The organism is Pseudomonas sp. 44 R 15 (assembly GCF_900004965.1).
Classification (GTDB): domain Bacteria; phylum Pseudomonadota; class Gammaproteobacteria; order Pseudomonadales; family Pseudomonadaceae; genus Aquipseudomonas; species Aquipseudomonas orientalis_A.
Window position 1 is genome coordinate 1 of record NZ_CVTU01000091.1, and the last position, 24443, is coordinate 24443.

Consider the following 24443-nt stretch of genomic DNA (forward strand, 5'->3'; position numbering starts at 1 on the left):
GTTGTGTGCAGCGGGCTTGGCCGGCGTGGCGACAGGTGCTGCGGTGGCGGGGACGGCCGCAGGCGCGGGGGGTCCCACGAACGCCGGTTTCGGCACGGTGGCAGGAATCACGGGGGCGGTGCCGTTCTGCTTGTCTTCCGCCTCCTGAGCCTGCGCCGCGTCATTGGCGCGCTCTTCCGGCGTGCGGTTGTCGCTGAACACCAGCAGCAGGTAGCGGCTGCGGTTCAACGCGGCAGTCGGGACGGCACGCACAATGGCAAACGGCTGGCCGGAATCATGGATGACCTCCTTGACCGTGGCCACCGGGTAGCCGGCCGGGAAGCGCTGGCCGAGGCCGGAGCTGACCAGCAGGTCGCCCTCTTTGATATCAGCGGTATCGGCTACGTGCCGCAGTTCGAGGCGTTCCGGGTTCCCGGTGCCGCTGGCAATGGCGCGCAAACCGTTGCGATTGACCTGCACGGGGATGCTGTGGGTGGTGTCCGTCAGCAGCAGGACGCGCGATGTGTAGGGCATCAACTCGACCACCTGGCCCATCAGGCCACGGGCATCGAGCACCGGTTGGCCGAGCACCACGCCGTCACGCTCGCCCTTGTTGATGATGATGCGATGGGTGAAGGGATTGGGGTCCATGCCGATCAACTCGGCCACTTCGACCTTTTCGTTGACCAGCGCGGAGGAATTGAGCAACTCGCGCAGCCGAACGTTCTGCTCGGTGAGGGCGGCAAGCTTTTGCATGCGGCCCTGCAACAGCAGGTTTTCGGTCTTGAGTTTTTCGTTCTCGGCGACCAGTTCGGTGCGGCTGCCGAATTGGCTGGCCACGCCCTGGTAGAGACGTTGCGGCAGGTCGGTGATCCAGTAAGTCTGCATCAATACCAGCGACATCTGGCTACGCACAGGCTTGAGCAGCGAAAAGCGCGCATCGACCACCATCAGCGCGACCGAAAGCACGGTCAGCACCAACAAGCGCACGCCCAATGAGGGGCCTTTGGCAAAGAGCGGTTTAATAGGCCGCTCCTCCCAGGCAAATATTCTCTTTATTCATACGGCATCAAACCGGCCTGGATGCAGATTGAAGAAGATAAACGCCAACAGGCAGCACTGCAAAGTGCTGCCTGCCGACCCAGCATGAACCGTCCAGGCGATCTTATTCGCTGGAGAGCAGGTCCATGGTGTGTTTATCCATCATTTCCAGTGCACGACCACCGCCACGGGCAACGCAGGTCAGCGGGTCTTCGGCGACGATCACCGGCAGGCCGGTTTCCTGGGCCAGCAACTTGTCGAGGTCACGCAACAAGGCGCCACCACCGGTCAGTACCAGGCCACGCTCGGCGATATCGGAAGCCAGTTCCGGCGGCGACTGCTCCAGGGCGCTCTTCACCGCCTGGACGATGGTGGCCAGGGACTCTTGCAGCGCTTCCAGCACTTCATTGGAGTTCAGGGTGAACGCGCGTGGTACACCTTCGGCCAGGTTGCGACCGCGAACATCGACTTCGCGAACTTCGCCGCCCGGGTAGGCAGTACCGATTTCCTGCTTGATGCGCTCGGCGGTGGATTCGCCGATCAGGCTGCCGTAGTTACGACGCACATAGGTGATGATCGCTTCGTCGAAGCGGTCGCCGCCAACGCGTACGGATTCGGCATACACCACACCGTTCAGGGAAATCAGGGCGATCTCGGTGGTACCGCCACCGATATCCACCACCATCGAACCGCGCGCTTCTTCAACCGGCAGGCCGGCGCCGATTGCGGCGGCCATCGGCTCTTCGATCAGGAATACTTCGCGGGCACCTGCGCCAAGGGCCGATTCACGGATGGCACGACGCTCCACCTGGGTGGATTTGCACGGAACGCAGATCAGCACACGAGGGCTGGGCTGCAGGAAACTGTTTTCGTGAACCTTGTTGATGAAGTACTGCAGCATCTTCTCGCAGACGCTGAAGTCGGCGATCACGCCGTCTTTCATCGGACGAATGGCAGCAATATTGCCTGGTGTACGGCCGAGCATGCGCTTGGCCTCGGTGCCAACGGCAACGACACTTTTCTGATTACCATGGGTCCGAATGGCCACAACCGATGGCTCATTCAGAACGATACCGCGCTCGCGCACGTAAATAAGGGTGTTGGCAGTGCCCAGGTCAATGGAAAGATCGCTGGAAAACATGCCACGCAGTTTCTTGAACATGGGAAAGGGACCCTAGGCAACGCGTGGGTAAAAAAGTGCGGCAAACTCTAACAACGACAGGGATTTTGGGCAAGGCGCCAATGTGCTAAATTGGCCGACTTTCTGTGCACCAACCCCCACAATCGCGGCCATATGACCGTAGAAATGCGGTAGTGTTCCGACAATCTAACACACGGACGCCTTCCGTTCTGTTTTCCACTGGAGAATCCCATGGCGCTTGAACGCTCCGACGTGGAAAAAATCGCGCATCTGGCCTCGCTTGGCCTCAATGACGCCGATCTTCCACAGACCACCGCAGCCCTGAACAGCATTCTCGGGCTGGTTGACCAAATGCAGGCCGTCAATACCGACGGCATCGAGCCCCTGGCTCACCCGCTGGAAGCCAGTCAGCGCCTGCGCGCAGACGTCGTGACCGAGCGCAATAACCGCGAGGCCTACCAGTCCATCGCGCCAGCGGTCGAAAACGGCCTGTACCTGGTTCCGAAAGTCATCGACTAAAGGGAAAGAGCCTTTCATGCATCACATGACTCTGGCCGAGATCGCCCGCGGTCTCGCCGACAAAACGTTTTCTTCCGAAGAGCTGACCAAGACCCTGCTGGCGCGTATCGCCGAGCACGATCCCAAGGTCAACAGCTTCATCAGCCTCACCCAGGAGCTGGCCCTGAGCCAGGCCAAGGCCGCCGACGAGCGGCGCGCCAACGGTGAAGACGGCGCACTGCTGGGCGCCCCGATCGCCCACAAGGACCTGTTCTGCACCCAGGGTATTCGCACCAGCTGCGGCTCGAAGATGCTCGACAACTTCAAGGCGCCCTACGACGCTACCGTGGTCGCCAAACTGGCCGCCGCCGGGGCCGTGACCCTGGGCAAGACCAACATGGACGAGTTCGCCATGGGGTCGGCCAACGAGTCGAGCTACTACGGCGCAGTGAAAAACCCGTGGAACCTGGATCACGTACCCGGTGGTTCCTCCGGTGGCTCGGCTGCGGCCGTGGCCGCACGCTTCCTGCCCGCCGCGACGGCAACCGACACCGGTGGTTCGATCCGCCAGCCGGCCGCCTTCACCAACCTCACCGGCCTGAAGCCGACCTACGGTCGTGTTTCCCGCTGGGGCATGATCGCCTACGCCTCGAGCCTCGATCAGGGTGGCCCGCTGGCGCGTACCGCTGAAGACTGCGCAATTTTGTTACAAGGCATGGCAGGCTTCGATAAACAGGACTCCACCAGCATCGATGAGCCGGTACCGGACTACAGCGCCGGCCTGAACGAGTCGATCAAGGGCCTGCGCATCGGCGTGCCAAAAGAGTATTTCAGCGCCGGCCTCGACCCGCGTATCGCCGACCTGGTGCACAACAGCATCAAAGAGCTGGAAAAGCTCGGCGCGGTGATCAAGGAAATCAGCCTGCCGAACAACCAGCACGCGATTCCTGCCTATTACGTGATCGCACCAGCGGAAGCGTCCTCCAACCTGTCGCGTTTCGACGGTGTGCGCTTCGGCTATCGCTGCGAAAACCCCAAGGACCTGACCGATCTGTACAAACGCTCCCGTGGCGAAGGCTTCGGCAGTGAAGTCCAGCGCCGGATCATGGTCGGTGCCTATGCCCTGTCCGCCGGCTACTACGACGCGTACTACCTCAAGGCGCAGAAGATCCGTCGCCTGATCAAGAACGACTTCATGGCGGCCTTTGAAGAAGTCGACGTGATCCTCGGCCCGACCACGCCGAACCCGGCCTGGAAGATCGGCGCCAAGACCGGCGACCCGATTGCCGAGTACCTGGAAGACCTCTACACCATCACCGCCAACCTCGCGGGCCTGCCGGGCTTGTCCATGCCCGCCGGTTTCGTCGATGGCCTGCCGGTCGGCGTGCAATTGCTCGCCCCGTATTTCCAGGAAGGCCGCCTGCTCAATGTGGCGCACCAGTACCAGTTGCACACCGACTGGCACACCCGCACCCCTACCGGCTTCTGAGGAGAACACTATGCAATGGGAAGTTGTGATCGGGCTGGAGATTCATACCCAGCTCGCCACCCAATCGAAGATTTTCTCCGGCAGCGCCACCACGTTCGGCTCCGAGCCCAACACCCAGGCGAGCCTGGTGGACCTGGGCATGCCCGGCGTGCTGCCGGTGCTGAACCAGGAAGCGGTACGCATGGCGGTGATGTTCGGCCTGGCGATTGACGCCCAGATCGGTCAGCACAACGTGTTCGCGCGCAAGAACTACTTCTACCCGGACCTGCCCAAGGGCTACCAGATCAGCCAGATGGAGCTGCCGATCGTCGGCAAGGGGCACCTGGACATCCCCCTGGAAGACGGCACCATCAAGCGTGTCGGCGTGACCCGTGCGCACCTTGAAGAAGACGCCGGCAAGAGCCTGCATGAAGAGTTTCCCGGCGCCACCGGTATCGACCTGAACCGCGCCGGCACGCCGCTGCTGGAAATCGTCTCCGAGCCGGACATGCGCAGCGCCAAGGAAGCCGTGGCCTACGTCAAGACGATCCACGCACTGGTGCGCTACCTGGGCATCTGCGACGGCAACATGGCCGAAGGCTCGCTGCGCTGCGACTGCAACGTGTCGATCCGTCCCAAGGGCCAGGCCGAATACGGCACCCGCTGCGAGATCAAGAACGTCAACTCGTTCCGCTTCATCGAGAAGGCGATAAACAGCGAAGTGCGTCGCCAGATCGAGCTGATCGAGGACGGCGGCAAGGTCATCCAGCAAACGCGCCTGTACGATCCGAACAAAGACGAAACCCGCGCCATGCGCAGCAAGGAGGAAGCCAACGACTACCGTTACTTCCCCGACCCGGACCTGTTGCCGGTGGTGCTGGAAGATTCGTTCCTCAACGATATCCGCGCCACCCTGCCGGAGTTGCCGCAGCAAAAACGCGAACGCTTCCAGGCGCAGTTCGGCCTGTCGGTCTACGATGCCAGCGTCCTGGCCTCCAGCCGTGAACAGGCCAACTACTTCGAGAAGGTCGTGAGCATCGCCGGCGACGCCAAGCTGGCGGCCAACTGGGTCATGGTCGAGCTGGGCAGCCTGTTGAACAAACAGGGCCTGGAAATCGACGAAGCGCCGGTCAGCGCCGAGCAACTGGGCGGCATGCTGCTGCGCATCAAGGACAACACCATCTCCGGCAAGATCGCCAAGACCGTGTTCGAAGCGATGGCCGCCGGTGAAGGCAGCGCCGATGACATCATCGACAAGCGTGGCCTCAAGCAAGTCACCGACAGCGGCGCGATTTCGGCGGTGCTCGATGAAATGCTCGCGGCGAACGCCGAGCAAGTCGAACAATACCGTGCGGCGGACGAAGCCAAGCGCGGCAAGATGTTCGGCTTCTTTGTCGGCCAGGCGATGAAAGCGTCCAAGGGCAAGGCCAACCCGCAACAAGTCAACGAGCTGCTCAAAAGCAAGCTCGAAGGCTGATAGCGCAGAACGGTCCGAGTGGGGTTTCATGCTCGACTCGGACCCATGTGGGAGGGGGCTTGCCCCCGATGAGGGTGTGTCAGTCGGCACATGTATTGACTGCTGCACCGCTATCGGGGGCAAGCCCCCTCCCACATTTGTCAGGGGGATATCCAAAAAAATGAAGCGTCTACTCGGCCTGCTGGCCCTGTCTTCCCTGCTGACCGGTTGCGCCAGCGGCCTCATCGACCCCAATGGTTATGACGAAACCGGCACCGCCTCCTACTACGGCGCCAAGCACCACGGCAAACGCACTGCCAGCGGTGAAGCCTTCAACCAGAACGCCATGACCGCCGCCCATCGGCGCCTGCCCTTCGGCACTCAGGTCAAGGTGACCAATCTCGCCAACAACCGCTCTGTGGTGGTCCGTATCAATGATCGCGGTCCGCATGGCCGCGGGCGCCTGATCGACCTTTCACGCAAGGCCGCCGAGCAACTGCGTATGCTGGGCAGCGGCACCGCACGGGTGCGCGTGCAAGCCCTGAACAACTGATCGAGGCCGCCTTGAGTATTTTCGGATTGAACGCCCTCTCGCCCTGGAGCCTGCTCGAACTGGTCAGCGGCTTGCTGCTGCTGATCGTCGGCGCTGAAATCCTGGTGCGCGCTGCGGTGCGCCTGGCGGCCAGCCTCAAGGTGCGGCCCTTGATCATCGGCCTGAGCATCGTCGCCTTCGGCAGCAGCGCGCCACAGATGGCCGTCAGCCTGCAAGCCACCCTGGCCGGCAACACCGATATCGCCGTGGGCAGTGTGATCGGCAGCAGCATCTTCAATATCCTCGTCACCCTGGGTTTGTCTGCGTTGATCATTCCGTTACGGGTCTCACGACAACTGGTGCGCCTGGATATCCCGGTGATGATCGTCGCCGGCCTGCTGGTGTTCATCCTCGCCGCCAATGAGGCCCTGACACCGTTTGACGGCCTGGTGCTGCTGGTTGCGCTGGTGGCCTACCTCGGCGTGCTGCACTACCAGACGCGTCACTCGCGGCGTCCGCGAACGCTGGCCACCGTGACCAAAGCACCCTGGCTGAGCAGCGTGCTGTTGATGCTTGGCGGGTTGCTCGTGCTGGTGCTGGCCGGGCATTTGCTGCTGGGTGCGGCCGTGGCGGTGGCGAGCGACCTGGGCTTGTCGGAGCGCATTATCGGCCTGACGTTGATCGGCGTCGGCACCTCGCTGCCCTGCCTGGCCACGTCGCTGATCGCTGCCTTGCGTGGCGAGCGTGAGATTGCCGTGGGCAATGTGATCGGCAGCAACCTGTTCAACCTGCTGGGCGTGCTGGGTTTTACCGCGCTGGTGGCACCGTCGCCGCTGTCGGTCTCGCCCAACGCTCTGGACTTCGACCTGCCGGTCATGCTCGGCGCCATCACCCTGTGCCTGCCGGTGTTCTATACCGGCTACCGCGTCACCCGCGCCGAAGGGCTGGTGTTGCTGGGACTGTACCTTGCGTATGGGCTGCATGTGATGGCATTTACTACCGGCATGCCGCTGGCCACCCAACTTGAACAATTGATGCTGTTTTACGTCTTGCCGGCGCTGGTGGTGGTGCTGTTGTTCACGTCGCTGCGCGCCTGGCACCGTCAACACAAGAGGGAATCGCAATGACCGGTCAGAAAAAACCAGGGGTTGAAATGCGTCGCCAGGTGATGGGCGACGCATTCGTCGACCGTGCCCTGGGCAATGCCACCGAGTTCAGCCAGCCGCTGCAGGACTTCGTCAATGAACACGCCTGGGGCAGTGTGTGGAATCGCGAGGGCTTGCCGCTCAAGACGCGCAGCCTGATCACCCTCGCCGCCCTGACCTCGCTCAAATGCCCGCAGGAGCTCAAGGGCCATGTGCGCGGCGCGTTGAACAACGGCTGTACGGTTGAAGAGATCCGCGAAGCGCTGCTGCATTGCGCGGTGTATGCCGGCGTACCGGCGGCCATCGATGCGTTTCGCGCGGCGCAGGAAGTGATTGAGGCGTATCAGGCGGACCAGCCGTAACGGTCAGATCCAGCCGCCCGCCTGCAATACAAAGATGCCGATGTTCGTGGTCACCGCCGCCATCAGGGTGGTGATCACGATAATCGCCGCCGCCAGCTCATGATTACCCTCGGCCGCCCGGGCCATCACGAAGCTCGCCGCCGCCGTTGGCGCGCCGAAGTACAGAAACAGAATCCCCAATTCCGGCCCACGGAACCCCAGCAGCCACGCGCCCAGTGTGGCGATCACCGGCAACCAGATCATCTTCATCAGGCTCGCGCTCAAGGCCATGTTGCCGCTCTTGCGCAGCGCCGCCAGGGACAAGGTGCCGCCGATGCAGATCAGCGCCAGGGGCAGTGTCGTGTCCGCAAGATAGCCCAGGGATTTTTCCAGCCAGCCGGGCAGGCCGATCTGAAAGTACGCAAACGGCGCGGCAACGATCACGCTGATGATCAGCGGGTTGGCCGCCACACTCTTGAAGATACTCCACGGGTCGGACTTGATCACCGGGCTGTATACCGCCAGCACAATGGTCGACAGGGTGTTGTAGAACAGGATCACCAGCGCGGCGAGAATCGCACCGAGGGAAATCCCGTAGTCGCCGTACATGCTGGCAGCCAGCGCCAGGCCGATCACGCCGTTATTGCCGCGAAACGCGCCCTGGGTGTAGATGCCCCGGTCTTCGCGCCTGCAGCGAAAAATCGCCCAGCCCCACGCCATGGCAAAGCTCACCAGCGTGGCCACGGCAAAGTAAATCAGCAACCCCGGCTTGAGCGCCGAATGCAGGTCGGCATGCAGGATGCCCAGGAACAGCAGCGCCGGCATGGTGACATTGAACACCAGGGATGAGGCGGTATGGATAAAGTTGTCGTTGATCCAGTTGATACGCTTGAGCAGCACCCCGAGGAACAGCATGGCGAACACCGGCGCGGTGATGGTGAGCGTCGTAAGAAAAATGGCGAGCATGCTGTATTAGCCTTGAGTCCTGTTATCAGGGAGTCGTAATAATAAAGCACTGGGGTGCGCGGCTGACATTTCATTTAACAATAGGCCTGCGAATAAAATCCAGGATCGGAGAACTGCATCCATTTGTAGGATGTAACTCAGAGTTCTTGGCTAAGCTCAGCCCATCCCACAAAACGCTACACAAGCTCCTACACGCTGATAAGAATCCGCGCCTCTGCATTATCGACATCTCCCCTGAAAATCCTCCCTGTAACATTTTAATTATCCGGTAGCGAACCATCATGTGTTCGAAACACAAGGGGTGACTATGCGTAGATCCTTCAGTCAATTGCACAATGTGCATATCAGGAGCTGGGACGATCAGGACATTGAAGGCTATGCCGACCTGCTCGCTGATCCGGAGGCAATGAAGTTCATTTCGGCCGGCACTACACGGGGCAGAGACGCCGCCGCCAATGAAATTTCGGTATTCACAAAAGAACTTATCGATCAGGACTGGTCACGCTGGGCTGTAAGCCTGGGCGTGGAAGGATCATTTATCGGTTATGCAGGATTCGCAAAAAAAGAATATGGCATCAACTTCGGCAACCGTTTCCTCAGGAAATACTGGGGCACGCCCTACCCCTTTATTGCGATTCATCTGGCGCTCGAATACGGTTTCCAACGCCTGGGATTTGAGCAGGTCTACACGCTTACCAATATCCATCATCACCGTGCGCTGGAAATGAACAGAGCATTTTTGCATATGCCCGCAGTGGCGGGAGAAGTCATCGATACCGCCTATGGTCCTCACATAAAAATTGATCTTACACGTGAGCGGTTCCAGGAAATAAGGCTGGCTAATGTCGAGCGAATCACACGGTTCTCGCGCCGCATGAAAAAGCCTGAACACACCCAGTCCGCTTGACGAAAATCACCATTGAGTATTCGCTCCCTTGAAAACACAACCGGCTCCCGCTTGCCCTTTGCAATCCGTAGCGGACCTCTGTAGTCGAGAAACCTGGGCTTATCCTAGTTTCCCCAGGCAACTTTATATGCCCTTCGGCTACATACTGGCCGTCCTTCGCATGTTCTTGATAGTTGTACTAAGCCTGTTAGCCTGGCCATTTCCACTTGCCGTCAGGCGCGTCATATACCGAGGTATTCTCTGGATAATGGGCCTGAGGGTCAGGTGCGCACTTTCACCGCGACAAATCGCAACATTGACCGACGGTTGTGTGGTGGCCGCCAATCACGTAAGCGTTATTGATCCGTTCGCCATACTGGCGATGCCTGGCGCAACACTTGTGGCCTCGAGCGGCTACAACAGGGTTATCAGCCTAACGGCATTCCTTTTGATCAAGTGCGCGGGTGGCCGCGTCTGGAACGGCGCGGATAAAAAGACGTTCTCACGTAACCTGCGTAGTCTGCGAGACGCCCCCCAAGGCACCGCCCTTTACACCAATCCCGAAGCAACCATCAACAATGGCCGTGGCTTGTATCGCTTCCGCCCCGGGCTGCTGAGCCGCGGGTTGCCTGTGGTGCCACTTGCGGGACGCTTGATCCTGCCCTTTGGCCTGGTGCCGAGCCCGCTTCATGCATCAGGTCTGGCGTGCTTTCTGCGCCTGCTGGCTATGCCCTGGATGACCGTCGAAATGACCTATCTGGAACCGCTGGAGCGCAATGAACACCAAAGCGGCCAGGCATTTTCGGACTTGATACAAGCACGTATCGCCGCGCACCTGGGCATCGCAGCAACCCAGTGGACCCGAGAAGACAAACACCACTACCGTCGCACAGATGCGCAGGCACACCCATGACAACGAGCCGCGACACCCATGTCATTTTCGACTTCGACCAGACCCTGGTGAACCACGAAAGCACCCTGGAGATCGTCAAGTCAGCCATTGGCGAAAGCCCGAACGCCCAGCCAATGCTGGAGCAACTGCAACTGATCACGCCCAAGGCGTTGACGGGCAAGGCCAGCTTCTGGGAAATGCTGTGTGTGATGAAAATGATCCCGTATATCCGCAGGCATCATATTCAACGCTATGTCGATACCATCATTGGCAGCCTCGACCCGTCCCTGGAGCAGACAGTGCACAACCTGCAACGCGAGGGCACGCACGTGTACATCCTCTCCGGAGGGTATACGGAGTGCATTACCCCAATTGCTCGATCACTGAACATCCAAGCCCATAATGTCATCGCCAACCGTCTTTTCTGGGCCGGTTCGCGCGCAATGTGCCCCAGGCCATCACCGTTGATAAACCCCGGCAGAGGGAAAAGTAGCATCGTGCAGCGATGGCGCAAGGAAGGCCGGCTGACGGGTCGAGCCCTGATAGTCGGAGACGCCAGATCCGACTATCAGGTGTATGCCGATGGTTGGGTCGACGGTTTCGTTTGCGCCGACTATTACACCAGGCAGCCCATGCCCGAGATGTCCGGGCACATCCTTCGAGCTGACACGCCCATACAGGTTCACGCGCACATCCAGACGTTGCTGAACGAGCGTTGCTGACGGAAACGACAGCCCTAGGTGATTGGCGCGGGGTTGAACAAGGTGATGTCGTTATGCAGTTTGTGCCGCTGCGCCCACGTCTGCTTCCTGCCGCTGGCCACATCCAGGTAGAAGTGAAACAACTCCCAGCCCAACTCCTCGATGCTCGCGCGTCCGGTGGCGATGCGCCCGGCGTCGATATCGATCAGGTCTGGCCAGCGCTGGGCCAGTTCGGTGCGCGTCGACACCTTGACCACCGGCGCCATCGCCAACCCATACGGCGTACCCCGCCCCGTGGTGAACACATGCAGGTTCATCCCCGCCGCCAGTTGCAAGGTGCCGCACACAAAGTCACTGGCCGGGGTTGCGCAAAAAATCAGGCCCTTGGTCTTGAAGCGCTCGCCTGGGCCGAGCACGCCGTTGATCGCGCTGCTGCCGGACTTGACGATGGAGCCCAGGGACTTCTCGACGATATTCGACAGGCCGCCCTTCTTGTTGCCCGGCGTGGTATTGGCGCTGCGATCCGCCTCGCCCTTGGCCAGGTAACGGTCGTACCAGTCCATTTCACGCACCAACGCTTCGGCAACTTCCTTCGTCTCTGCGCGAGAAGTCAGCAGGTAGATGGCATCGCGCACTTCCGTCACTTCGGAAAACATCACCGTCGCCCCGGCCCGCAGCAACAGGTCGGATGCATAACCCAGCGCCGGGTTGGCGGTGATGCCGGAAAACGCATCACTGCCGCCGCACTGCATGCCCAGGATCAGCTCGGACGCGGGCACCGTTTCGCGGCGGCGCTGGTCGAGCTTTTTCAAGCGGACTTCGGCCAGCGCCATGATCTGCTCGATCATTTCGCTAAAGCCGTGGCTGGAATCCTGCAACCGGTACAGCCAGGGCTCGCTCAGGTCGACGGAGCTGTCGTTGTCGTGCATCACTTGCCCGGCCTGCAATTTCTCGCAGCCCAGGCTGATCACCAGGGCTTCGCCGCCCAGGTTCGGGTTGCGCGCCAGGTTGCGCACGGTACGGATCGGAATGTAGGCATCCGTGGCCGTAATCGCCACGCCGCAGCCGTAGCTATGGGTCAGCGCCACCACATCATCGACATGCGGGTACTTGGGCAGCAATTCATCCTTGATGCGCTGGACGGCATGATCCAGCACGCCGGTCACGCACTGCACGGTGGTGGTGATGCCCAGGATATTGCGCGTACCCACGGTGCCGTCGGCGTTGCGATACCCCTCGAAGGTGAACCCCTCCAGAGGCGCCTGGGGTTCGGGCACCTCGGTAGACAGCGGCAGGCTGTCCAGCGGCGGCGCGGTGGGCATGCGCAACTGGTCTTCCTGCACCCAGCTGCCACGCGGGATCGGCGCCAGGGCATAGCCGATCGTCTGGCCGTAGCGAATGATCCGGCCGCCTTCGGGGATATCTTCCAGGGTCACTTTGTGGCTTTGAGGGATGAAGTCCACGGTGACCAGGCCGTCCGGGAACTCGGTCCCGGCCGGCACGCCCTGGTCGTTCACCACGATCACCACATTGTCGCGCTCGTGCAGGCGAATCGAGCGCGGCGAATCGGCATGTTCAATCAACTGCATCACATGAACCTCAGGAATGCGCTTGGGAAAGGTGGGTCAACTCAGGGCCTTTGCTTGGCGGGTCCTTGAGCACCACGCGCTTGATCGGGCCGACGATCACCAGATAGCTGAACACCGCCACCAGCGCGTTGGCGCCGACGAACACCAGGGCCCACTTGAACGAGCCGGTGGTGCTGATGATGTAGCCGATGACAATCGGCGTGGTGATGGAGGCCAGGTTACCGAAGGTATTGAACAAGCCACCACTGAGGCCGGCGATTTGTTTCGGCGAGGTGTCGGACACCACCGCCCAGCCCAGTGCGCCAACGCCCTTGCCGAAGAAGGCCAGCGCCATGAAGCCCACCACCATCCATTCAACGTCGACGTAGTTACACGCAATGATGCTGCTGGACACCAGCAGGCCGGCAATGATCGGCGCCTTGCGGGCGAAGGTCAGGGAATGGCCCTTGCGCAGCAGATAATCGGAAATCACCCCGCCCAGCACGCCGCCGATAAAGCCGCAGATCGCCGGCAGCGAGGCAATGAAACCGGCCTTGAGGATGGTCATGCCACGGTCCTGCACCAGGTACACGGGGAACCAGGTCAGGAAGAAGTAGGTGATGCCGTTGATGCAGTATTGGCCCAGGTACACACCCAGCATCATGCGGTTGGTCAGCAACTGGCGGATGTAATCCCACTTCGGTCCATCGGTTTTCTTGCCCTGGCCCTTGTCCTGGTCCATATCCACCATGGCGCCATTGGCGGCAATGTGATTGAGCTCCGCTTCGTTGATCATCGGGTGCTGGCGCGGGCTGTGGATAACTTTCAGCCAGATCAGCGAGAACACAATGCCAATCACGCCCATCACGATAAACACATGCTGCCAGCCGAAGCGATAAACGATCCAGCCCATCAGCGGTGCGAACAACACGGTAGCGAAGTACTGCGCCGAGTTGAAGATCGCCGACGCCGTACCGCGCTCGGCCGTGGGGAACCAGGCCGCCACAATCCGTGCGTTGCCCGGGAAGGATGGCGCTTCGGCCAGGCCCACCATAAAGCGCAGCATGAACAGCGCAACCACGGCGGTCGAGACACCGAACTCACCGACGTAGCCTTGCAGCACGGTGAACAGTGACCAGGTAAAGATGCTCAGGGCATAGACTTTTTTCGAACCGAACCGGTCGAGCAGCCAGCCGCCAGGGATTTGCCCGGCGACGTAGGCCCAACCGAATGCAGAGAAGATGTAGCCGAGGGTGACCGCGTCGATGCCGAGGTCTTTTTGCAGGCTGGAACCGGCGATGGCGATAGTTGCACGGTCGGCGTAATTGATCGTGGTCACCAGGAACAGCATGAGCAGGATCAAATAGCGGACGTGAGTCGGCTTGGTCGCTTGCATGTAGAAGTACTCCCACTAATTATTTTTTTTGCGGGTAATGGTTATGTCTTGCTGGGTGCCGCCTCTTGTAGGAGCGAGCTTGCTCGCGAAAAACGTCAACGAATACGCAGGCATTCAGGGTGCACGCGGTGTCCTTGGGTTTTTCGCGAGCAAGCTCGCTCCTACAGTGAAACGGGTGTTACGACCCGATGTAGCTGGTTTTCACCACGGTGTAGAACTCTTGCGCATAGCGGCCCTGCTCACGCGAACCGTAGGACGAACCCTTACGGCCACCGAACGGAACGTGATAGTCCACGCCGGCGGTCGGCAGGTTGACCATGACCATCCCGGCCTGGGAATGGCGCTTGAAGTGGTTGGCATGTTTCAACGAGGTGGTGGCGATACCTGCCGACAGACCGAACTCGGTGTCGTTGGCCATGGCCAGCGCCGCCTCGTAGTCGGCCACCCGCACCACGTTGGCCACCGGGCCGAAAATCTCTTCACGGCTGATGCGCATGGCCGCTTCGCTGTCGGCAAACAGCGTCGGCGCCAGGTAGTAGCCCTCGGTGTCGCAGGTCACCAGGCCGCCGCCGCTGACCAGCCGCGCGCCTTCGCTCTGGCCGATGTCGATGTACTTCATGTCCTGGTCCAACTGAGCCTGGGAAACCACCGGGCCAATGTCGGTACCGCTGTGGAGCGCGTGGCCGACCTTGATCGACTTCATGCGCTCGGCCATGGCCGCGACGAACTGGTCATGGATCCCGGCGGTGACGATCAGGCGGCTGGAAGCGGTGCAACGCTGGCCGGTCGAGTAGAACGCGCTCTGCACCGACAGCTCGACGGCCTGCTTGAGGTCGGCGTCGTCGAGAATGATCTGCGGGTTCTTGCCGCCCATTTCCAACTGCACCTTGGCCTGGCGCGCTACGCAACTGACGGCGATCTGACGGCCCACACCGACGGAACCGGTAAAGCTGATGCCATCGACTTTCGGGCTGTTGACCAGCACATCGCCCACCACGCGACCGCTGCCCATCACCAGGTTGAACACACCGGTCGGGAAACCGGCGCGGGAAATGATGTCGGCCAGGGCCCAGGCACAACCGGGTACCAGCTCGGCCGGCTTGATCACCACGCAGTTGCCATAGGCCAGGGCCGGGGCGATTTTCCAGGCCGGGATCGCGATCGGGAAGTTCCACGGCGTGATCAAGCCGACCACGCCGAGGGCTTCACGGGTGACTTCAACGTTGACGCCGGGGCGCACCGACGGCACATAGTCGCCAGACAGGCGCAGGCATTCACCGGCGAAGAATTTGAAGATGTTACCGGCGCGGGTCACCTCGCCGATGGCTTCGGGCAGGGTCTTGCCCTCTTCCCGGGCCAGCAGCGTGCCCAGCTCTTCGCGGCGGGCGAGGATTTCGCTGCCGACTTTATCCAGCGCATCGTGGCGCGCCTGGATACCCGAGGTGGACCAGGCCGGAAACGCGGCGCGGGCGGCGTCGATAGCGGCGTTGACCTGGGCGACGTCAGCCTTGGCGTATTCGCCGATCACATCGGACAGGTCCGACGGGTTGATATTGGTGCAATAGTCGGCGCCGGTTACCCATTCACCGTTGATGTAGTTGTCAAAACGCTTGGCTTGGGACACGAATCTTCTCCTGACGCAAAAGGCCGCTGATTGCTCAGCGGCCTTGTTGATAAGTTATTGCGCGCCTTGCTTGTCGATCAGCGCGGCCAGGGCTTCGTATTCTTCCGGCAGCAGATCGGTCAGCGGCGTGCGCACCGGGCCTGCGTCGTAGCCGGCGATTTTCGCACCGGCCTTGACGATGCTCACGGCATAACCGGCCTTGCGGTTACGGATGTCGAGGTAAGGCAGGAAGAAATCGTCAATGATTCTGGAAACGGTGGCGTGATCATCCTTGGCAATCGCGTGGTAGAAATCCATTGCGGTTTTAGGAATGAAGTTGAACACCGCCGAGGAGTACACCGGCACGCCCAGGGCCTTGTAGGCAGCGGCGTAAACCTCTGCAGTCGGCAGGCCGCCGAGGTAGCTGAAACGATCGCCGAGACGACGGCGGATCGACACCATCAATTCGATGTCACCCAGGCCATCCTTGTAGCCGATCAGGTTCGGGCAGCGCTCGGCCAGGCGTTCCAGCAGCGGCGCGGTCAGGCGGCAGACATTGCGGTTGTACACCACCACGCCGATCTTGACCGATTTGCACACCGCTTCAACGTGGGCGGCAACCCCGTCCTGGCTGGCTTCAGTCAGGTAGTGCGGCAGCAACAGCAAGCCTTTGGCACCCAGGCGTTCGGCCTCTTGAGCGTACTCGATGGCCTGGCGGGTCGCGCCGCCGACACCGGCAAGAATCGGCACGCTGGTGGCGCAGGTATCAACAGCGGTCTTCACCACCTGGGAATATTCGCTGGCGGCCAGGGAGAAAAACTCACCGGTGCCGCCTGCGGCGAACAGCGCAGTGGCGCCGTACGGGGCCAGCCATTCCAGACGCTTGATATAGCCCGCCTGGTGAAAGTCACCCTGGGCATTGAAATCGGTCACCGGGAAAGACAGCAGACCGTGGGAGAGGATGGACTTCAGTTCTTGTGGATTCATTATTCGAACACCCTGGCGAAGACTTTCTGAGGAAAGCATTGTTGTTGGTTTAAATGATGTCGTACGTCATCGTACAACTATAAAAAGATTCGTCAACTGCAATTCATCAGGCCTCATCTCAAGCTCAGCGCTGAATCAGGTGATCAGGGACGGGAGACAACGCCATGGGTCTATGACGTGCTGGGGTATACGTTGTCCGAAGACGGACGATTGGTGAGGGCGGGGTATTTATCTGCCAGGGAACTGCACGCAGACCAGACACACCGTTGAGGGGAGGAGTAACTGACTTGAACCGTCTGTCGCTACTGTCAATTCTGACAGTAGCGCGCTGTTCGCTACGCTCATAAGTTACCTCCTACTTTCAAATAGCTCAGTGCAGAGCCATCTAGAAGCACTGCGATATCGGAAAGCATGCCAACTCTCACGATTTTTGGAGGTACACCATGTCCAAGACCTGGAAAACGAATACCGTCAAGAAAGGCAGTAAAAAGCGCTCACTTGATTACGAGCCAAACATTGGTGACGAGATCTATTACGACGATATAGGGGGTAACCCTGCGCTGGAAAAAGTCGTACGCAAAATCTACGACGAGACGATTGGCGAAATTGTCATCTACCTCGAACCATCGCAAAATCCCTATCCTTGACCGAGCGTCTACCCGCGCTGCGCTTGCGCCTCTTCATGGGCATGGCGCAGCCTCTCTCGGCTATTGGTCAAATGCAAGCGCATCGCCGCACGCGCCGCGTCCGAATCCTGACGCGCGATGGCCTCATAAATCTCTTCATGCTCGCGACTCAAGCGCCCCATGTAATGCCGCTGGTCATCATGGGCCAGGCGCGCCGAATTCAAGCGGGTACGCGGAATGATGCTGGTGCCCAGGTGGGTCATGATGTCGGTGAAGTAACGGTTGCCGGTGGACAGCGCAATTTCCAGGTGGAATGCAAAGTCTGACGCCACCGCATCACCGGCATGGGCCGCACTTTCATTCAGCGCGTCGAGGGCGGCACGCATGGCTGCCAGTTGTTCATCGCTGCGGCGCAAGGCGGCCAGGCCTGCGGACTCCACTTCCAGGCTGATCCGCAACTCGAGGATCGCCAATACATCGCGCAGCGTCACCACGGTGGCCGGGTCGATGCGAAAACCACTCGGGCTCGGCGTGTCCAATACGAATGTACCGATACCGTGACGCGTCTCCACCTGCCCCGCCGCCTGCAAGCGCGAAATCGCCTCGCGCACCACGGTCCGGCTAACGCCATGGGCCTCCATGATTGCCGACTCGGTAGGCAGCTTGTCGCCACGCTTGAGTTGGCCGTCGCGGATCTGTTCGGACAACACCGTGACCAATTCCTGGGCAAGGCTGCGACGCTTGCGGGGAAGACGTGGGACGGGGTTGGCGTTTTCCATGATGAGTCATCTTTCTCGGTGAACTGAAGACGCATCATAGCCCATGGCGGTTGTACGATCACCGTCCCTGTCGCGACTTTCATGCCTGGCGGCAGGCAAAAAAAAGCCCCGGCAACCGCCGAGGCATTTTTCAGGCTCGCCCGGAGGCGGCAGCCGCTTACTTCACCACTTTCAAGCTCGGCCGGCCAGTAGGGCGCGGCGGCTCGCTGTCCGGCGGCGGCACATCATCGCCGCCTTGCCCTTCGATCGTTTCGTCGTCCTCGAAAGGCGACTCCAGATCGAACACCATGCCCTGGCCGTTCTCACGGGCATAAATCCCGAGGATGGCGCCGATCGGCACGAACAGCGTATGCGGCACACCGCCGAAACGCCCTTCGAAACTGACCGCTTCGTTGTCCATGTGCAGGTGGCGCACCGCACTGGGCGATACGTTCAATACAATCTGTCCGTCACTGGCAAAACCCTGCGGAACCTGCACCGCAGGAAATTCGGAGTTGACCAGCATGTGCGGGGTGCAATCATTGTCCACAATCCACTCATAGAGCGCGCGGACCAGGTAGGGTCGACTGGAGTTCATCAGCGGCTCCTTAAGCCTTAGCGCATATCGCGTTCGACACCAGACAGACTCGCCTGGAAAGCCTCACGCGCAAATTGGCGCTCCATGTAATCAAGCAACGGCTTGGCCGGCCGTGGCAGTTCAATGCCCAGAACCGGCAAGCGCCAGAGTATGGGTAATAGGCAGCAATCGACCAAACTTTGTTCCTCACTGAGGAAAAAAGGTTTATCGGCGAACAGCGGCGAAACGCCGGTCAGGCTTTCGCGCAATTCCTTGCGCGCCTGTACGCGCGCGGCCTCTTTACTGCGGGTATCGAGAATCACATCCACCAGCCCGCACCAGTCACGCTGGATCCGATGGATCAGCAGGCGGCTGTTGGCACGCGCCACCGGGTAAACCGGCAGCAAAGGCGGATGCGGGTAACGCTCATCCAGATATTCCATCACCACGGTTGACTCCCACAACGCCAGATCACGATCGACCAGGGTGGGCAAGCTGCCGTAAGGGTTCACTTCGATCAGCTTCGGCGGCTGACGGCCCGCCTCCACACTGATGATCTCGGCGCTGACACCCTTCTCTGCGAGCACGATGCGTACTCGGTGGGAATAGTGGTCGGCGGGGTCGGAGTAACAGGCCAACCGGTTGGTCACGCCCATGGCGGTCCTCCTCGCTTGTTGAAATTATCGAAAGCTCAAAAACGAGCGCGCCCAGAGAGCATCCCTGTAACGTCCGGTAAAACCGGCGCTACGTTCAGAGATGCCGCTGGGCGCGCAAGATTAACAGCAATTGCTTACGGTTGGATCAATGCACATCCTTCCAGTACTCGCGTTTGAGCAGATAGGCGAATACGAAGAAGAAAGCCAGGTACAGCAAGACGTACGTACCGATGCGCTGGTGCTGCAGTTTGACCGGGTTGGCCGAGTAGGCCAGGAAGGTCACCAGGTTCTTGACCTTCTCGTCGAACTGCTCTTCGTTCAGCGTACCGGTCTTGGGCACGATGGTCAGTTGATCGCACGCTTCATGGGTCAGCGGCGTGCCGGTCAACGGATCATATTGCTTCTTGCCGTCCTCAACGACCTGAACCTGCTTGCATCCTACCACCTGGCGACCCTGCAGGCCGACCAGAACGTTGGGCATGCCGACGTTCGGGAACACTTTGTTGTTCACGCCCCAGGGCCGGGTCGGGTCTTCGTAGAAGGATTTGAGGTAGCCGTAGAGCCAGTCGGTGCCCCGCACACGCGCTACCAGGGTCAGGTCCGGCGGTGCTGCACCGAACCAGGCCTTGGCGTCCGCCGGCTTCATGCCGATATTCATGTGGTCGCCTATCTTGGCCCCGGTGAACACCAGTTTTTCCAGCATCAACTCATGGGGGATGCCCAGGTCGTCGGCCACCCGCTCGTAGCGCTGGAACTTGGCGCTGTGGCAGCCCATGCAGTAGTTGGCGAACGTGCGCGCACCGTCCTGCAGAGCGGCTTTATCGGAGACGTCGATGTCGACCTTTTCCAGTTGCGCGCCATGCTCGGCGGCCAGAGACAGGAGCGGCAGGGCCGCAAGCACTAATGCAACGAATAATTTTTTCATCAGCCAGTCACCCTTTCCGGAACCGGTTTGGTCTTCTCGAGCCGGGTGTAGAACGGCATCAGAATGAAGTAGGCGAAGTACAGGAAGGTGCAGACCTGCGACAGCAACGTGCGCTCGGGGGTCGGCGCCAGTACGCCCAGCACGCCCAGGATCACGAACGAAATGCAGAACACCCACAGCCAGATCTTGCTCAGCCAGCCTTTGTAGCGCATGGACTTGACCGGGCTGCGGTCGAGCCACGGCAGCACGAACAGCACCGCAATCGCCGCGCCCATGGCGATGACGCCCATGAGTTTGTCGGGGATCGCACGCAAGATGGCGTAGAACGGCGTGAAGTACCAGACCGGGGCAATATGCTCGGGTGTCTTGAAGGCGTTAGCCTGTTCAAAGTTAGGCTTCTCCAGGAAATAACCACCCATCTCCGGGAAAAAGAACACGATCGAACAGAATACGAACAGGAACACGACCACGCCGACAATGTCTTTTACGGTGTAGTACGGGTGGAATGGAATGCCGTCCAGCGGGATGCCGTTCTCGTCCTTGTGCTTCTTGATATCCACGCCATCCGGGTTGTTGGAGCCGACTTCATGCAGCGCCAGGATGTGCAATACCACCAGGCCCAGGATCACGATCGGCAAGGCCACGACGTGCAAGGCGAAGAAGCGGTTCAGGGTGATGCCCGAGATCAGGTAGTCGCCGCGAATCCACTGGGTCAGGTCGTTGCCGATTACCGGGATGGCACCGAACAGCGAGATGATCACCTGGGCGCCCCAGTACGACATCTGGCCCCATGGCAGCAGGTAACCCATGAAGGCTTCCGCCATCAGCGCCAGGTAGATCAGCATGCCGAACACCCACACCAGCTCGCGGGGTTTCTGGTACGAGCCGTAGAGCAGGCCACGAAACATGTGCAGGTAGACGACGATAAAGAACGCCGATGCGCCGGTAGAGTGCAGCAGGCGCAGGATCGAGCCGTACTCGACGTCACGCATGATGTACTCGACAGAGGCAAACGCCTCTTCCGCCGAAGGCGTATAGCTCATCGTCAGCCAGACACCGGTGACGATCTGGTTGACCAGCACCAGCAGTGCCAGGGAGCCGAAGAAGTAGAAGAAGTTGAAGTTTTTCGGCGCGTAATATTTGCTGAGATGGTCTTCCCACATTTTGGTGGCGGGGAAGCGCGCATCCACCCAATCCATGAACTTGCTCATCACGCGTTCTCCTTATCGAGGCCAATGACAATAAGGTCGTCAGTTTCGTAGGTGTGCGGAGGAACCGGCAGGTTCAAGGGTGCAGGCTGGGACTTGTAGACACGGCCGGCGAGGTCGTAATGGGAACCGTGGCAGGGGCAGAAGTAACCGCCAACCCAGTCCTTGCCCAAGTCAGCGGGCGCGACTTCCGGGCGAAACGTAGGCGAGCAACCCAGGTGGGTACACAGCCCCACCAGCAGCAGGATCTCCGGCTTGATCGAACGTGCTTCGTTCTTGGCGTAGGCGGGTTGGTCGGACTTCTCGGATTGGGGGTCAGACAACTGGCCTTCAATCTTCTTGAGATTCCCCAGGATTTCCTCGGTCCGACGAACAATGAAGACCGGCTGGCCGCGCCATTCAGCAATCATCTGCTGCCCTGGCTCGATCTTGCTGACATTCACCTTCACCGGTGCACCTGCGGCTTTCGCCTTGGCACTGGGAAACCATGACCCCACGAACGGGACCGCAGCCCCCACCGCTCCTGCAGCACCCACCACGGATGTGGCTGCTACGAGGAAGCGACGCCGGCCTGCATTCACGCCGTCATTGCTCATTCAGTCCTCTCCCATCAGCTTTTTGGCCTGTTAAATCAGGCGTCTACTAAGTGTTGAATCTTTACTTATAAAAATTTTGACGGATGGTAATGAAAAGCCCCACGTATGACAAGGGAATTACCCGGAGCTCCACCCCCAGGCCTTGTAGTATAGGGGGTCTACGGATGTGGCAAGTTGTCACGGCGAAAAATCTGCATAAATCCCAGGCAATAAAAAACGCCCAGCTCCGTGAGGAGGCTGGGCGTTTTTGTGGAACGTAAAGCGAATTAACGCTTCGAGTACTGCGGACGCTTACGCGCTTTACGCAGACCGACTTTCTTACGTTCAACTTCACGAGCATCGCGAGTTACGAAGCCAGCTTTGCGCAGAGCGCCACGCAGGGTTTCGTCGTACTGCATCAGAGCGCGAGTGATACCGTGGCGGATTGCGCCAGCTTGACCACTTACACCGCCACCGATAACGGTGACGTAGATGTCGAACTTTTCAACGGTCTCGGTCAATTCCAGCGGCTGACGAACTACCATGCGGGCAGTTTCGCGGCCGAAGAAGTTGTCCAGGGAGCGGTTGTTGATCGAGATGTTACCAGTGCCCGGACGCAGGAAAACGCGTGCGGTTGCGGTTTTGCGACGGCCAGTGCCGTAATTTTGAGTCGCCGACATAATGAACTATTCCGTTAAAACTTCAGTTCTTGGGGCTGCTGAGCAGCATGAGGGTGTACAGCGCCCGCATAGACTTTCAGCTTGCGAAACATATCGCGACCCAGTGGGCCCTTAGGCAGCATGCCTTTGACCGCGATTTCGATCGGGGCTTCAGGCTTCTTGGAGATCAGGCCTTCAAAGTTGGAAGACTTGATACCGCCTGGGAAACCGGAGTGACGGTAGTACATTTTGTCTTGCGCTTTGTTGCCGGTAACACGTACCTGCTCAGCGTTGATGATGACAATGTAGTCACCGGTATCAACGTGCGGGGTGTATTCAGGCTTGTGCTTGCCACGCAGACGGCTGGCGACTTCAGTGGCCAGACGACCCAGGGTCTGACCAGCGGCGTCGACGACAAACCAGTCGCGCTGAACTGTTTCCGGTTTTGCAGTAAAAGTTGTCATTCTTTAATAGCCTCAGGGGCCGCCCTGTAAATTAGACGGCGGATCTTACTGAATAGTGCGTACTTTGACAAGGTCAAAGGCAGCCGGATACAGACGCTATCGGGGGCTCGGGTCAGCGCGTCCGTTCAACGGCAAGATTCTTCGGCAGGCGGCGCATCACTTCCACTGCAGAAAGAGGTGGGCAATTATGCAGATTGCGAAAAAAAATTCAACCTGCTTTTATGATTGTTTTCCCCTGAAGGAGTACCCGATGGATTATCGACAGCTGGGCCGGACCGATCTGAACGTAAGCGCGATCGCCCTGGGCACCATGACCTGGGGTGAGCAGAACAGCGAGGCAGAGGCCTTCGCCCAGATCGAACGGGCCAAGGCGGCCGGAATCAACTTCCTCGATACGGCGGAAATGTACCCGGTACCGCCCAAAGCCGATACCTATGCCACGACCGAGCGTTATATCGGCAATTACTTCAAAAGCCGTGGCGACCGCGCCGACTGGATCCTCGCCAGCAAGATCGCCGGCCCCGGCAACACCATCGATTACATCCGCGACGGTCATCTGCGCCATAACCGCAAGCACATTGCCGAGGCGCTCGACGCCAGCCTCGAACGCTTGCAGACCGACTGGATCGACCTCTACCAACTGCACTGGCCGGAGCGCAGCACCAACTTCTTCGGCCAATTGAGCTACAAGCACAAGGACGAAGACGACCTCACGCCGCTGGAGGAAACCCTCGAAGCGCTGGATGAGCAGGTCAAGGCCGGCAAGATCCGCCACATCGGCCTGTCCAACGAAACGCCGTGGGGCACCATGAAATTCCTGGCCCTGGCCCAAGCCCGTGGCTGGAGCCGTGCGGTGTCGATCCAGAACCCCTACAACCTGCTCAACCGCAGCTTTGAAGTGGGCCTGGCGGAAATCGCGATTCGCGAACAATGCGGCTTGCTGGCCTACTCGCCCCTGGCGTTCGGCATGCTCAGCGGCAAGTACGAGGGCGGCGCGCGCCCGGCCAAGGCGCGCCTGACGCAGTACAGCCGCTTCAGTCGCTACTTCAATCCGCAGTCGGAAGCGGCGTGCAGCCGTTATGTGGCATTGGCGCGGGAACATGGCCTGGACCCGGCGCAGATGGCGCTGGCGTTTGTGACGCAACAGCCGTTTGTGACCAGCAATATCATCGGCGCCACGAGCCTGGAGCAGCTGGACAGCAACATTGCCAGTGCCGAGCTGAAACTGTCCAAGGAAGTGCTGGAAGGGATTGAGGCGATTCAGAAGGATCATCCGAATCCGGCGCCCTGATTGACCTTCAGGCCGCCATCGGGGGCAAGCCCCCTCCCACACTTGACCCTGTTCACAGATCAAAATGTGTGGGAGGGAGCTTGCACCCCACCTGACCCTGTTCA

26 protein-coding genes are annotated in these 24443 nt (G+C 60.0%); 11 read left to right on the forward strand and 15 right to left on the reverse strand.

What is annotated here, in order from left to right:
- Positions 1-1005: rod shape-determining protein MreC (gene mreC, locus BFP93_RS14265; RefSeq protein ID WP_083205671.1), on the reverse strand; the 1005-nt coding region annotated here is incomplete at its 3' end.
- A 139-nt stretch (positions 1006-1144) separates the two neighbouring features.
- Complete coding sequence (gene mreB / locus BFP93_RS14270) at positions 1145-2182, reverse strand: rod shape-determining protein MreB (protein WP_002555108.1); 1038 nt, start codon at positions 2180-2182, stop codon at positions 1145-1147.
- A 210-nt stretch (positions 2183-2392) separates the two neighbouring features.
- Here mreB and gatC point away from each other — a divergent pair, with 210 nt between their 5' ends.
- The 6 genes from gatC to BFP93_RS14300 all read left to right on the forward strand — a co-directional run bounded on the left by gatC (position 2393) and on the right by BFP93_RS14300 (position 7622).
- Positions 2393-2680, forward strand: a complete 288-nt coding sequence (gene gatC, locus BFP93_RS14275) for an Asp-tRNA(Asn)/Glu-tRNA(Gln) amidotransferase subunit GatC (RefSeq protein WP_003188556.1) — start codon at positions 2393-2395, stop codon at positions 2678-2680.
- A gap of 16 nt (positions 2681-2696) precedes the next feature.
- Positions 2697-4148 carry an Asp-tRNA(Asn)/Glu-tRNA(Gln) amidotransferase subunit GatA gene (gene gatA / locus BFP93_RS14280; protein ID WP_065883708.1) on the forward strand — a complete coding sequence of 484 codons (1452 nt, stop codon included), beginning with the start codon at positions 2697-2699 and terminating at the stop codon, positions 4146-4148.
- Between the two features lie 10 nt (positions 4149-4158).
- Entirely contained in the window at positions 4159-5604 is a 1446-nt protein-coding gene (gene gatB, locus BFP93_RS14285; RefSeq protein ID WP_065893620.1) for an Asp-tRNA(Asn)/Glu-tRNA(Gln) amidotransferase subunit GatB, read from the forward strand.
- 160 nt (positions 5605-5764) lie between these two features.
- Positions 5765-6136 carry a septal ring lytic transglycosylase RlpA family protein gene (locus tag BFP93_RS14290; protein ID WP_065893621.1) on the forward strand — a complete coding sequence of 124 codons (372 nt, stop codon included), beginning with the start codon at positions 5765-5767 and terminating at the stop codon, positions 6134-6136.
- Positions 6137-6162: 26 nt separating this feature from the next.
- Positions 6163-7242 carry a calcium/sodium antiporter gene (locus BFP93_RS14295; RefSeq protein ID WP_065893622.1) on the forward strand — a complete coding sequence of 360 codons (1080 nt, stop codon included), beginning with the start codon at positions 6163-6165 and terminating at the stop codon, positions 7240-7242.
- Entirely contained in the window at positions 7239-7622 is a 384-nt protein-coding gene (locus tag BFP93_RS14300) for a carboxymuconolactone decarboxylase family protein (protein ID WP_065893623.1), read from the forward strand. Before BFP93_RS14295 ends, BFP93_RS14300 begins: the two co-directional genes overlap by 4 nt.
- Positions 7623-7625: 3 nt before the next feature.
- Here BFP93_RS14300 and BFP93_RS14305 read toward each other — a convergent pair whose 3' ends face one another.
- Entirely contained in the window at positions 7626-8567 is a 942-nt protein-coding gene (locus tag BFP93_RS14305) for an AEC family transporter (RefSeq protein WP_065893624.1), read from the reverse strand.
- Between the two features lie 307 nt (positions 8568-8874).
- On the opposite strand from BFP93_RS14305, the gene BFP93_RS14310 reads away from it, so the two are divergent.
- The 3 genes from BFP93_RS14310 (at position 8875) to BFP93_RS14320 (ending at position 11067) form a co-directional block, all read left to right on the forward strand.
- Positions 8875-9474: a GNAT family N-acetyltransferase gene (locus BFP93_RS14310; protein ID WP_065893625.1), complete on the forward strand. Its 600-nt coding sequence runs from the start codon at positions 8875-8877 to the stop codon at positions 9472-9474.
- A gap of 313 nt (positions 9475-9787) precedes the next feature.
- Entirely contained in the window at positions 9788-10366 is a 579-nt protein-coding gene (locus BFP93_RS27500) for a hypothetical protein (protein ID WP_130138808.1), read from the forward strand.
- Positions 10363-11067, forward strand: coding sequence for an HAD-IB family phosphatase (locus tag BFP93_RS14320; protein ID WP_065893627.1), 705 nt, complete (start codon positions 10363-10365; stop codon positions 11065-11067). Before BFP93_RS27500 ends, BFP93_RS14320 begins: the two co-directional genes overlap by 4 nt.
- 14 nt (positions 11068-11081) lie before the next feature.
- Here the strand turns inward: BFP93_RS14320 and garD are convergent, their stop codons facing one another.
- The 4 genes from garD to kdgD form a co-directional block, all read right to left on the reverse strand.
- A complete protein-coding gene (gene garD / locus BFP93_RS14325; protein ID WP_065893628.1) occupies positions 11082-12635 on the reverse strand; it encodes a galactarate dehydratase in 1554 nt (517 codons plus the stop codon).
- Between the two features lie 10 nt (positions 12636-12645).
- Positions 12646-14010, reverse strand: coding sequence for an MFS transporter (locus tag BFP93_RS14330; RefSeq protein WP_065883689.1), 1365 nt, complete (start codon positions 14008-14010; stop codon positions 12646-12648).
- 178 nt (positions 14011-14188) lie between these two features.
- The gene (locus BFP93_RS14335; protein ID WP_065893629.1) at positions 14189-15634 is read right to left on the reverse strand and encodes an aldehyde dehydrogenase family protein; all 1446 of its coding nucleotides are present in this window, start codon (positions 15632-15634) and stop codon (positions 14189-14191) included.
- Positions 15635-15688: 54 nt separating this feature from the next.
- Positions 15689-16600 carry a 5-dehydro-4-deoxyglucarate dehydratase gene (gene kdgD, locus BFP93_RS14340; RefSeq protein WP_057724545.1) on the reverse strand — a complete coding sequence of 304 codons (912 nt, stop codon included), beginning with the start codon at positions 16598-16600 and terminating at the stop codon, positions 15689-15691.
- A 443-nt stretch (positions 16601-17043) separates the two neighbouring features.
- Between kdgD and BFP93_RS14345 the strand changes: the two genes are divergently transcribed.
- On the forward strand, positions 17044-17247 hold the full coding sequence (locus tag BFP93_RS14345; protein WP_065893630.1) for a hypothetical protein: 204 nt from the start codon (positions 17044-17046) through the stop codon (positions 17245-17247).
- Between the two features lie 8 nt (positions 17248-17255).
- Here the strand turns inward: BFP93_RS14345 and BFP93_RS14350 are convergent, their stop codons facing one another.
- The 8 genes from BFP93_RS14350 to rplM form a co-directional block, all read right to left on the reverse strand.
- Positions 17256-18005, reverse strand: a complete 750-nt coding sequence (locus tag BFP93_RS14350; RefSeq protein WP_065893631.1) for a FadR/GntR family transcriptional regulator — start codon at positions 18003-18005, stop codon at positions 17256-17258.
- A 157-nt stretch (positions 18006-18162) separates the two neighbouring features.
- Entirely contained in the window at positions 18163-18582 is a 420-nt protein-coding gene (locus BFP93_RS14355; RefSeq protein ID WP_065893632.1) for a ClpXP protease specificity-enhancing factor, read from the reverse strand.
- A 17-nt stretch (positions 18583-18599) separates the two neighbouring features.
- Positions 18600-19217 carry a glutathione S-transferase N-terminal domain-containing protein gene (locus tag BFP93_RS14360; RefSeq protein WP_065883677.1) on the reverse strand — a complete coding sequence of 206 codons (618 nt, stop codon included), beginning with the start codon at positions 19215-19217 and terminating at the stop codon, positions 18600-18602.
- Between the two features lie 145 nt (positions 19218-19362).
- The gene (locus BFP93_RS14365; RefSeq protein ID WP_065893633.1) at positions 19363-20142 is read right to left on the reverse strand and encodes a cytochrome c1; all 780 of its coding nucleotides are present in this window, start codon (positions 20140-20142) and stop codon (positions 19363-19365) included.
- On the reverse strand, positions 20142-21353 hold the full coding sequence (locus BFP93_RS14370; RefSeq protein WP_003188526.1) for a cytochrome b: 1212 nt from the start codon (positions 21351-21353) through the stop codon (positions 20142-20144). The genes BFP93_RS14365 and BFP93_RS14370 overlap by 1 nt, the downstream gene beginning before the upstream one ends.
- Positions 21353-21946, reverse strand: coding sequence for a ubiquinol-cytochrome c reductase iron-sulfur subunit (gene petA, locus BFP93_RS14375; RefSeq protein ID WP_065883673.1), 594 nt, complete (start codon positions 21944-21946; stop codon positions 21353-21355). The genes BFP93_RS14370 and petA overlap by 1 nt, the downstream gene beginning before the upstream one ends.
- A 266-nt stretch (positions 21947-22212) precedes the next feature.
- On the reverse strand, positions 22213-22605 hold the full coding sequence (rpsI, locus tag BFP93_RS14380) for a 30S ribosomal protein S9 (protein ID WP_002555064.1): 393 nt from the start codon (positions 22603-22605) through the stop codon (positions 22213-22215).
- Positions 22606-22619: 14 nt separating this feature from the next.
- The gene (gene rplM / locus BFP93_RS14385) at positions 22620-23048 is read right to left on the reverse strand and encodes a 50S ribosomal protein L13 (protein ID WP_003171742.1); all 429 of its coding nucleotides are present in this window, start codon (positions 23046-23048) and stop codon (positions 22620-22622) included.
- 250 nt (positions 23049-23298) lie between these two features.
- On the opposite strand from rplM, the gene BFP93_RS14390 reads away from it, so the two are divergent.
- On the forward strand, positions 23299-24339 hold the full coding sequence (locus BFP93_RS14390; protein ID WP_065893634.1) for an NADP(H)-dependent aldo-keto reductase: 1041 nt from the start codon (positions 23299-23301) through the stop codon (positions 24337-24339).
- Positions 24340-24443 lie beyond the last annotated feature (104 nt).